This is a genomic window from Microcoleus sp. T3_B1, assembly GCF_036700445.1.
Classification (GTDB): Bacteria; Cyanobacteriota; Cyanobacteriia; order Cyanobacteriales; family Microcoleaceae; genus Microcoleus.
Genome location: NZ_JAUBOX010000004.1, coordinates 174,437 through 184,064 on the forward strand (window position 1 = coordinate 174,437; position 9,628 = coordinate 184,064).

At 44.9% G+C, this 9,628-nt stretch carries 4 protein-coding genes and 23 tRNA genes; 25 read left to right on the forward strand and 2 right to left on the reverse strand.

Annotated features, from left to right (window positions below):
- Positions 1-30: 30 nt before the first annotated feature.
- Positions 31-3,642, forward strand: a complete 3,612-nt coding sequence (locus QT990_RS04245) for an OmpA family protein (RefSeq protein ID WP_333309267.1) — start codon at positions 31-33, stop codon at positions 3,640-3,642.
- A gap of 350 nt (positions 3,643-3,992) precedes the next feature.
- Here QT990_RS04245 and QT990_RS04250 read toward each other — a convergent pair whose 3' ends face one another.
- Entirely contained in the window at positions 3,993-4,817 is an 825-nt protein-coding gene (locus QT990_RS04250; protein WP_333145297.1) for a biotin--[acetyl-CoA-carboxylase] ligase, read from the reverse strand.
- A 496-nt stretch (positions 4,818-5,313) separates the two neighbouring features.
- Here QT990_RS04250 and QT990_RS04255 point away from each other — a divergent pair.
- The 18 genes from QT990_RS04255 (at position 5,314) to QT990_RS04340 (ending at position 7,353) form a co-directional block, all read left to right on the forward strand.
- Positions 5,314-5,387 (forward strand) — tRNA-Asp (locus tag QT990_RS04255).
- A 201-nt stretch (positions 5,388-5,588) separates the two neighbouring features.
- Positions 5,589-5,662 (forward strand) — tRNA-Cys (locus tag QT990_RS04260).
- Positions 5,663-5,764: 102 nt separating this feature from the next.
- Positions 5,765-5,839: transfer RNA gene (locus QT990_RS04265), tRNA-Met, on the forward strand.
- A 3-nt stretch (positions 5,840-5,842) separates the two neighbouring features.
- Positions 5,843-5,917 (forward strand) — tRNA-Trp (locus QT990_RS04270).
- 6 nt (positions 5,918-5,923) lie between these two features.
- Positions 5,924-5,997, forward strand: a tRNA-Glu gene (locus tag QT990_RS04275).
- A 5-nt stretch (positions 5,998-6,002) separates the two neighbouring features.
- Positions 6,003-6,077: transfer RNA gene (locus tag QT990_RS04280), tRNA-Lys, on the forward strand.
- A 13-nt stretch (positions 6,078-6,090) separates the two neighbouring features.
- Positions 6,091-6,172, forward strand: a tRNA-Tyr gene (locus QT990_RS04285).
- A gap of 34 nt (positions 6,173-6,206) precedes the next feature.
- Positions 6,207-6,280, forward strand: a tRNA-Tyr gene (locus QT990_RS04290).
- Between the two features lie 4 nt (positions 6,281-6,284).
- Positions 6,285-6,371, forward strand: a tRNA-Ser gene (locus tag QT990_RS04295).
- A gap of 4 nt (positions 6,372-6,375) precedes the next feature.
- Positions 6,376-6,448 (forward strand) — tRNA-Phe (locus tag QT990_RS04300).
- A gap of 6 nt (positions 6,449-6,454) precedes the next feature.
- Positions 6,455-6,529: transfer RNA gene (locus tag QT990_RS04305), tRNA-Asn, on the forward strand.
- A gap of 10 nt (positions 6,530-6,539) precedes the next feature.
- Positions 6,540-6,622 (forward strand) — tRNA-Gln (locus QT990_RS04310).
- Between the two features lie 5 nt (positions 6,623-6,627).
- A tRNA-Gln gene (locus tag QT990_RS04315) sits at positions 6,628-6,701 on the forward strand.
- Positions 6,702-6,730: 29 nt separating this feature from the next.
- Positions 6,731-6,807, forward strand: a tRNA-Leu gene (locus QT990_RS04320).
- 23 nt (positions 6,808-6,830) lie between these two features.
- A tRNA-Leu gene (locus QT990_RS04325) sits at positions 6,831-6,911 on the forward strand.
- Positions 6,912-6,915: 4 nt separating this feature from the next.
- A tRNA-Pro gene (locus tag QT990_RS04330) sits at positions 6,916-6,988 on the forward strand.
- 124 nt (positions 6,989-7,112) lie between these two features.
- Positions 7,113-7,186: transfer RNA gene (locus tag QT990_RS04335), tRNA-Leu, on the forward strand.
- 95 nt (positions 7,187-7,281) lie between these two features.
- Positions 7,282-7,353, forward strand: a tRNA-Thr gene (locus QT990_RS04340).
- 20 nt (positions 7,354-7,373) lie between these two features.
- On the opposite strand, the gene QT990_RS04345 is transcribed toward QT990_RS04340, so the two are convergent.
- A complete protein-coding gene (locus tag QT990_RS04345) occupies positions 7,374-7,979 on the reverse strand; it encodes a macro domain-containing protein (protein WP_333145295.1) in 606 nt (201 codons plus the stop codon).
- A 103-nt stretch (positions 7,980-8,082) separates the two neighbouring features.
- Here QT990_RS04345 and QT990_RS04350 point away from each other — a divergent pair, with 103 nt between their 5' ends.
- The 6 genes from QT990_RS04350 (at position 8,083) to QT990_RS04375 (ending at position 9,527) form a co-directional block, all read left to right on the forward strand.
- Positions 8,083-8,526, forward strand: coding sequence for a retroviral-like aspartic protease family protein (locus tag QT990_RS04350; protein ID WP_333101624.1), 444 nt, complete (start codon positions 8,083-8,085; stop codon positions 8,524-8,526).
- Positions 8,527-8,576: 50 nt separating this feature from the next.
- Positions 8,577-8,647, forward strand: a tRNA-Gly gene (locus tag QT990_RS04355).
- Positions 8,648-8,742: 95 nt separating this feature from the next.
- Positions 8,743-8,815: transfer RNA gene (locus QT990_RS04360), tRNA-Arg, on the forward strand.
- Positions 8,816-9,168: 353 nt separating this feature from the next.
- Positions 9,169-9,242 (forward strand) — tRNA-Arg (locus QT990_RS04365).
- Positions 9,243-9,249: 7 nt separating this feature from the next.
- A tRNA-Ala gene (locus tag QT990_RS04370) sits at positions 9,250-9,326 on the forward strand.
- A 128-nt stretch (positions 9,327-9,454) separates the two neighbouring features.
- Positions 9,455-9,527: transfer RNA gene (locus QT990_RS04375), tRNA-Ala, on the forward strand.
- Positions 9,528-9,628: the final 101 nt, after the last annotated feature.

Sequence of the window (9,628 nt, forward strand, 5' to 3'; positions counted from 1 at the left end):
TGGATTAAAATCAACTTTTGGTAGCGCAGTATGGCAGAATCTAATGATAATTCAGGCAAAATATATCAGTCAGAAAAAGAGGTTTCTGATGCAACTCTGGCAAGTTCTAAAGCTGGAGAGCAGCTTCAGGAATTGCTAACCATACTGACGGAATTTCAGTTATTGAAGAAATCCAAAAAAGAGCCAAGCCAGGTGAAATTACCGCTTTCGGAAAAGTCGGTGCAGCGGTTGGAGGATGACGAAAATCGGCGCAAACAATTGTCTTTTCGGATCGAATCACCGAGTATTGTACCGGAAGTATTAACTAACGATGAAGAGATCCCATCTCAAAGACGAGAAAACAATAATGAGGAACCCGATTTATCTATAGCGGGGAAAGTAACTAAAAAAACTCGACCGTCGGAAGAAGAATTAGAACAAGCAGTAGAGCAGTTTAAGCAGTTGCAACAATTGCTATTTGAAAGGGATTTACCGGAATTTTACAGTAATGTTTTGAGCGTGGAACAAAGGTTAGAAAATTTTGAGAAGCTGATGTCTGAGCCCGAAGAGTTGATGATTTTGCTGAAACCGTTAATTCCTGAATTAGTGAGAGAAGAATTAGATGGGTTGAAGTTGGAATTAAAAAAGGCGATCGAACTCGCGAGCAATAATAAAATTAATCGGATCGAGTTGGAGGCAAAATTAGCAGACTGGGAAAATCAGATTGCTAATTTGAACCAGCAGCCACTGCCGAATGCAGAACAGTTAATGCAACGGCTGATGCCGGTGGTGGGCGATCTGCTCAACCGTAAGGTAGAGGAGTCTAAGTTAGAGGTGGCTTCGGCGATCGCACCGAGAGTCAATCAAGTAATTCACAATCAAAACGGACTTGAAGAACAGGTAGTAAGAATTGAAGATAGAGTTGCAAATATTCAGCAGCGTTACCAGCAGCAACCGGAAGATTTAATCAAGCAGCTAGTACCAGTAGTTAGCGATTTACTGAACCGCAAAATTAGTGAATTAAAATTAGAGGTGGTAGAAGCTGTCGCCCCCTCAGTACAGGTAAGAATAGCTTGGGTAGAAATAGAAGAAAAAGTATTGAGCATCATCGAACGCCGACTGGCTACGCAACAGTCGCCAATTCAGAAGCCAGAAGAGATAATGGCGATGCTAATGCCGGCAATAACAGATTTGCTGAATCAGAAAATCGATGAATCAAAATTACAAGTAGCAGCGACGATCCAACCTTTGATAGAGTCAGCAATTCTTCAAAGAGAAGTTCAAGGAAAATTGAGCGACGTAGAAAGTAGACTAAATAATCTTCAGCGACAGCAAAAAACTCAACCGGAAGATATAATGGCAAGGTTAATGCCGTTAATGATTGAGTCGCTGAACCGAAAAATCGAGGAGACAAAGTTAGAGGTGAGAGAGGCGATCGCACCTGGTGTCAACACGGCTATTCAAAACAGCGGTATTGCAGCACAAATATTAAATAATGAAACTAAGATTGTCGAAGTTCAGCAGCAAGTTTTAGGCGAGATAGAAGGGTTGATGGCAAGAATAATGCCAGTGATTGTAGAAATGCTGTCCCGAAGCATCGGGGAAGCAAAGCTAGAGATAGAATCTGCGATCGCCCCCGCTGTCGATGCCATCATTCAGAATAAAAGGATCGATCAAAGACTCGGGAAGCTCGAACAAAAAATTGTGGCGATCGAACACCGAATTTATGAATCCACAGACTTGTTTACCGATTTACTGAAACCTTTGATTGACGAGCTGATGGTTAGCCATCACGCTCAACTACAAAAGTCGGTCATCGAATCTATTTTACCATTGTTAGATGAAGTTGTAAGTTATAATTACAGACTCAACGATAAAGTAGGGGAACTAGATCGCAAAATTACTGATGCGGAATGGGGAGGCGATCGGGAAGAATTAATCGCCCGAATTAAAATCATGTTTCCCGAAATGATGCTCCAAACCATTAATGAGTCGAGACAATCATTTGTCGAAACCATAAGTCCGATAATTGATGAAATAATTAATACCAAAACCAGAGAAAATCGACAATCGATGGGAGTAGCCATATCGCCGGCTCTGACTGTAGGAATCAGCCACAGAATGAGTGAATCGCCCGATGAAATTGCAATGGCGATCGCGCCGGAAATGGCCACCGCTATCAAACAGCAAATTCATCTCAAACGAGAAGCAATGTCGGATGCACTTTATCCGATCATCGGCAGCACGATTTTAAAATACATCGCCGAGATGATGCGGGAGATTAATGAAAAAGTCGAATCAGCTTTAAGTCCAGAGGGAATTAGCCGCAAAATTAAAGCCAAAATACAGGGAATTTCTGAAGCAGAATTGCTGATGAAAGAAACAACACCACTCAGTGTTAAAGCTGTTTTTTTAATTCAAACACAATCGGGCTTAGTAATTTCAGCAGTGCAGCATTCTGAACGCGAACAGCTAGAATCAGACATGGTGGCTGGGATGCTGACTGCTATTCGGGCTTTTGTCAACGATTGTATATCTCAGTCTGGAAATGTTGCAGAAATTGATGCAATAGAATACGGCACATCTACGATCGTATTGGAAGTGGCGGGTTCGTGTTATCTAGCAGTAGTGATGCAAGGAGAAACCCGCCAGTGGTTTAAGTATAAAATGCGATCGATATTCAACAATATTGTTCAAGAATACGGAGATAAACTTCAGTCATTTAACGGCGATCCAGCAACTGTGCCACCCGAAGTAAACTCGAAATTGCAAAAATTAATCGATACAGAGGTAAAAGTTAAATCTCGTAAACGTCCAATTTTACCCATGATCGGTTTGGCAGCGTTAGGTTTAATTGGCCTACCTTGGGGAATTCATCAATACCGCAGCGGAGTTGAAGCGAGCTTAGAAGCAGATACGAATTTAGCATTACAATCTGCTCCAGAGTTATCGGTTTATCGTATCGTGGCAGATGTTAAAGATAAATTATTGCAGATTTCGGGACGAGTGCCGAATCAAAATCTGCGATTGAAAGCGGAAAAAATCGCTCAGCAAGTGGCTCCACAATCAAGAATTGAAAATAAAATTATAGCCGTTGAAGTACCTCCCGATCCAGTTTTAGTCGAAGCCGATGTCAAGCGGACAGCAGCTCTTTTGAATAAAGTAGAAAGCATTAATATCTCAGCTCGCTATGCAGAGGGAAAAGTCGCCGTTGCAGGCAGTGTGAGCCAAGTGCCAGATGCTCAGAAAATAACTCAAGCTTTTGAGAAAATTCCGGGGGTGAAGTCTGTAACAAATACAGTGATAATAGGAACTCCACCGCCACCAAAGATAATAATGCCAGTTCGCGTGTATTTCGGTGCAGGCTCGGCAAGTTTGCAGGCGAAAGATGTAGCACAAAAGCTTAGCAAAGTCAAGGAATATATGGAGAAAAATCGCACGAAGAATTTAAGGATAGTTGGCTACAGCGATTTTAAAAGCAGTCCGACCGAAAATCAAAACTTGGCACTGGAAAGGGCGACAAATGTGAAAAATATTTTGGTTAGACAAGGGATAAATGGCAACAGAATACAAGTTGCTTCTACTAAGGGTCGTCCCGAAGGTGTGGAGGCAAATCAACCGCTGTGGCTGAGCAGATTGGTAGTATTTGAGGTGATCAATTAAAATTGGGAATGGGGAATTGGGCATCGGGCATCGGGCATCGGGCATAGGGCATCGGGCATCGGGCATCGGGCATCGGGCATCGGGCATCGGGCATTGTTAATTGGGAATTTTCCCTAATGATTAATGACTAATGACTGTTGACTAATGACTGTTGACTAATGACTCCTGACTACTGATATCATGTCCGATCGATTGACCATAATATCCCGGCCGGGCGGGTTTTTGAGATTGTCAATTATTGGCAGGTATTGTTGGTGAACCCGCCCCTACCTGATTTCGGGTAATCGACAGGATATGACTAATGACTACTGACTACTGACTAATGACTAATGACTACTGACTAATGACTCTTAAATTAATCGAACTCGCCCAGAGGTAAAGGCTTGTATTCGATCGCCCGCCAAGCATATTAGCAAGCGGCCGCATCCGTCAATGCCGGCGGCTTCTCCGCAGATGGTTTCCGACGCAAGTTCGATCGCCACCTGGCAGCCAATCAACGCATCGCGGCGGCGCAATTCCGGCAAAAGTAGCGCTAAACCGGACTTGGAGACTGGCTTGTCTGTGGTAGAAAACATATCGGCTAGTTCGAGTAAATAGTGTCGCAGTCGATCGACCAAACACAGTTCATCCGGTACTGTACTAGCAATAGAATGCAAGCTTACCGCATTGCCGAGATCCCTTTCATCCAATCCCGCAGCCGCGAAATCTACGCAGCGGTTGAGTCCAATTCCCACAACCGCGCGAGTTTTACCAGAAACATTGCCGGAAGTAGCTTCGCAGAGAATTCCGGCTAATTTGTGGCGATCGATCCAGACATCGTTTGGCCATTTCAGGCGCAGCATATCGCGACAGTCGGGAACCAAATCTTCGATCGCGTAAATCACCGCTAAACCCGCTGCTAAACTGAGTCCCGGCAACAGATTGGGGTTGAGGTTTTCTAGGACAAAACTAACAGTCAAGACACCGCTTGGGGCGTGCCAGGTGCGCCCGTGTTGGCCGCGCCCGCTGGTTTGTCGCTTCGTAAATACAGCATCTCCGTGGTGGAGTTGGGCCGCGCGGGCGATCGCCCAACTGTTGGTACTCGGACAGGTATCCAAGGAGTGTAGCCAGTGATGCAGGTTTGGGCGATCGGGTTCTGTGGTTGCGGGCACGGGAGTTAAGGGCAATTCAGACAAGGTTTGATTTGTAGTATTTGATATTTAAAAGCTGATTATCGCATTTTCCAGAAGTGCCACCTCGCGCGACGGCGAGAATTCAGAGACATTGGAGTGTAGTACAGTTTCAGCATCAGATTTACCTTACGCCACAACATCTGTTTAGCCACATAATCTCTTGATTTATAAGGGTTACGGGGGACGCAGAGGGTTTGTTGGAGCGATCGACACCCCTTTAAAAAACCCAATTTAAAAAAAAGTTGTATTACCCCCTTGACAGTCTTGTACTACGTAATGTAGTATAAATGTATGGCGAAGGGGAAAGAGCTTCAAAGCCTTACCCCAGGAGCAATATGAACCTTGAAAACTGAATAGGAAGTTAATCGTGTCACACAATTGTGGACATCGGCGGTGTAGACTCCGGCAACAATAGCCCGATCGGGTTGTAGTACGCGAAATCAACCGCCACCCCGTCCCAACTTGAGTAATTCAAGGACAGAATATTGTTCATTTTCGCGGGGGTATAGCTCAACCGGTCAGAGCATTCGCCTGTCGAGCGAAAGGTTGCGAGTTCAAGTCTCGTTACTCCCGTCAGTCGATTTTAGATTTTAGATTTTAGATTTACTCCACAGGAGAAGAATCTGGACTCTGGAACTTTGGTCTAAAATCCACACCTCCTGTCGGAAAGCAAGTATCCGTTTTTCGGCGGGGGTCAAAGTCCCGTAGGCAAAAGTCAAGCCGTCTCCCCCTCTGGCGTGAAGATTGCGAGTGCAAACCTCGTCGGGACTCCCAGGTTAGGTGGCTGAGTGGCTCAAAGCGTCGGTCTGCAAAACCGATTTTCGCGGGTTCAAATCCCGCCCTAACCTCTGTTCCCAATCAGGAATTAAAAATTAGAAATTAAAAGATTAAACTAACAGTCTTTTAATTGAAATTTTTAACTTTGAAAAGGAACGAAGCGAAAGTGACATTGCAGCGTAGCTTAATAGTAAAGCGCCAAGTTCATACCTTGGTCAATGCGGGTGCAAATCCCGCCGCTGCCACCAAAAGCAGGGATGGTGTAACTGGCAACACTCTGGTCTCCAAAACCAGCATTCTGAGTTCAAATCTCAGTTCCTGTGCCAATTTATAGTGCTGTAGGCAAATGGTTTAAGCCGCTTGGTTTTCACCCAAGTGATTGCGGGTTCAACTCCCGTCAGCACTTCTCGTGGGTCGTTGGCAGAATGGTTTTGCAGCCGCCTTTTAAGCGGATGGATCGAGGTTCAATTCCTCGGCGACCTACCAAAAATCCTATCTTGGGTCGGCCCTCCTATTGGCGTGGGTAGCTGTCTGTAAAACAGTAGCTTAAAGCGTTGCTGGTTCAATTCCAGCCCGACCCATTTGTAACTGCATTTAATCCGCAGTTGCAATTTTGAGAACGTGGTGTAGCCGGATAACATCTCAGTTAATAAAACTGAAGATTGAGGGTTCAAATCCCTCCGTTCTCGCTGTGGAGAGGTGGCCGAGAGGCTTAAGGCGCTTTCCTGCTAAGAAAGAGCGGTTTAACAGCCGTCGAGGGTTCAAATCCCTCCTTCTCCGTTTTCCCCCGATAGCTCAGTTGGTAGAGCGCTTGTGTGAAGAACAAGAGGTCGTCAGTTCGATACTGACTTGGGGGATTGCGTTGCCTTATAGCTCAATGGTAGAGCAAGCGGTTGTTAACCGCTAGGTTGTAGGTTCGAGTCCTACTGGGGCAGCCATTTTTTAAATTGCCTGGTAGACAAATTAGTAAAGCCGCCTATCTCTGAAATAGGAGTTTCTGTCTGTAGGTTCAAAGCCTACCCCGGTACCCAATTATTGGGAAGTCGCCTAATCGGTATGGCACCGCTCTTTGAAAGCGGCAAAATGCAGGTTCGATCCCTGCCTTCCCAGTTCTGCTATTACCAAAGCAGATCAATTACACTCCTGTAGCCCAATTGGTAGAGGCCGCAATTTCAAAAATTGTGTTGTGTGAGTTCAAATCTCACTAGGAGTACCAAATTTTTAACTAAGTTTCTAGTTGCTCCTGTGGCGGAATTGGCAGACGCGGCAGACTTAAAATCTGTTTTATTTTGAGTGTGAGTTCGAGTCTCACGAGGAGCATGAACGGGATGTAATTCAGCGGCCAGAAGCCATGCTTTGGGAGCATGGAGTCGTTGGTTCAAATCCAACCATCCCGACTTTACCCCTGTGATGTAATTGGAAAACATCACTCGCTCAGAACGAGTGTTTTTTGCAGGTTCGAGGCCTGTCAGGGGTATGAGGTTTTATTCAATCTCAAATCTCAAATCTCAAATCGGTTTTGCCCCTGTAGCCCAATCGGTAGAGGCGCTAGATTTAGGATCTAGTTAGTGCTGGTTCGATGCCAGTCAGGGGTATTTGGTGACATCGCGGGTGAAGTAGCCTGGGTAGGCTTGGAGGTCTCATAAGCCTCTTAATAGCAGGTTCAACTCCTGCCCCCGCCACCAAAAATGCAGGTGTGATGTAATTGGCAACATGAGGCTCTTGTAAAGCTTTCTTGCAGGTTCAACTCCTGTCACCTGCTTGGGAAAATACGATCGCTATTTAGCCAGAATTGCGATCGCCACCTTCCCAAATTTGCAGTTGTCGTTCGGCCGCAACAAAACAGTTTACATACGGCGTGGGATAAACAAAATAGTCGTAAGCCAGTGCCATTTGCCGCGCGGCTTCGCGATAAGGAACTCTGCCTATCCCCGTTCCTAAACCCGGACAAACGACACTCTCAATTTTACGTTTTGCGTGTCGATTGTAGCGCCGAATTGTTAATAGCATTGCCCACATTGCCACATACGGAACGTCTGTACCCACAACAGACATAGGTACGCGCATGGTGGGAGTATGAGCGAGAAAAGGATGTTTGGGATGGTGAGTTTCGATGATGAATGACGTGCCAACGGGTTGTTCGCCTAAATAGTCTTCCAAGATATGCTGCTGCACCCTAACCATCAGAGAATGACCGAAAAAACCAACGATAGCTGCGTCGATACCGCCATCCATCATGCCAAATGAATTAGCGGGACTCACCAAACAGTCATACTCGGTTAAATCCTCGAAACATTTGTTGGTAATTTCGAGATTGGGTAAGTAGAAAAAATGTTCTTGGAATGCCGCAAATAGTTCGGTATTGGGTGCTGTAAGTATAAGTTTCATGTGTTTTATCTCCGAGCGCTAGTTTAGCAAATAGCTAAGGGCGATCGTACTAATTTTTCCAAAAAATTGTCATAATTGAGGTTGAGTAGTTCAAGGTTAAACTATGCTAGCAACTGACAACACCTCAATGGGAAAAATTATTACCACACTCACCGTGACTAACCGCGCCGATCAAAATGTCGCAGCCAGAGGATTTATGCCTTCCGACCAAATCCGTTCAGTCACTCTAAATAATGTGCTAGTTGATACAGGTGCAACAACATTGTGTTTGCCTGCAAGTATCATTGCACAACTCGGTTTAGAATTGCTCAAAGAAGTGGATGTAGAGACTGCTAATGGCATTGGTAAAGCCAGAATTTTTCAGGATGCTAAAATTTCTTTAGTAGGACGCGAAGGCACGTTTGAGTGTTTGGAATTGCCCGGAGGTATGAATCCTTTATTAGGCGTGATTCCTCTAGAAGCCCTGGGAATTGAATTAGATTTAAAAAATCAGCGATTAGTAACTTTACCCATCAGTCCAACGCAAACTTACTTGACAATTTTGTAAAGGCTGTATGTTGAGGTTAAAGAGATACAATCGGTAAAACTAATTGAAGTGCGGATATGGTGCAACGGTAGCATCTGAGTCTTCCAAACTCGCGATACGGGTTCGAGTCCCGTTATCCGCTTGGCTAAAACGAGGTTTTCTTCAATCCGAAATCTAAAATCGCCAGAGGTTTTCTTCAATCCAAAATCTAAAATCTAAAATCTAAAATCGGTTTATGGGAGTGTAGCTCAATGGATAGAGCGCCGCGCTTCGGACGCGGATGTTGTGGGTTCGAGTCCTACCACTCTCGTTGTTTTTTATTTAATTTAAGGAGGTTGATTCCATTGAATGGATAATTTTTTATATTAAGAGCGATCCTCTTCGAGGGCTTCGCTAACGCCCTTTGCGTGTCCCAATCTTTGGAGCCTACATACTTTAGTACGAGAGGAAAGGTACCGCTGTCAAAATCAGCGGGCGTTTGAGAACGAGGAGTGCATTGAACCCGGCAGGTTGGCTTAAAGGTAGCCATCCTTTAAAGAGTGTGTAGCAACTCATCGGCGGAGTCCCTCTAGTAACTGAGAAAACGCAATGCTCTGATAACTTGCACGGAAAGTGCGTGAAGCGCAGCTATCCCGTAGGGAATCGCACATTAACAAAAAACATGGGAGTGTAACTCAACTGGATAGAGTGTCGAGCTTCTACCTCGAATGTTGTGGGTTCAAGTCCTACCGCTCCTGCTGTCTGGGGTTCGTAGCTTAATTGGTAAAGCATCTAACTGGCTGTTAGAAAGATATCGGTTCAAATCCGATCGCGATCCACCACACCAATTTTAGATTTGAGATTTTCGATTTTAGATTTACTCCACAGGTGAATCTTTTACGCGGGGTCATTCGATTTTAGATTTGAGATTTTCGATTTTAGATTTACTCCACAGGTGAATCTTTTACGCGGGGTCATAGCTCAATTGGTAGAGCGCTTGCTTTGCACGCAAGAGGCCAGGAGTTCGATTCTCCTTGACTCCACTTTCGGTGTCTGAAGTCGATTTTAGATTTTCGATTTTAGATTTACTCCACAGGTGAATCTTTTACGCGGGGTCATAGCTCAATTGGTAGAGCGCTTGCTT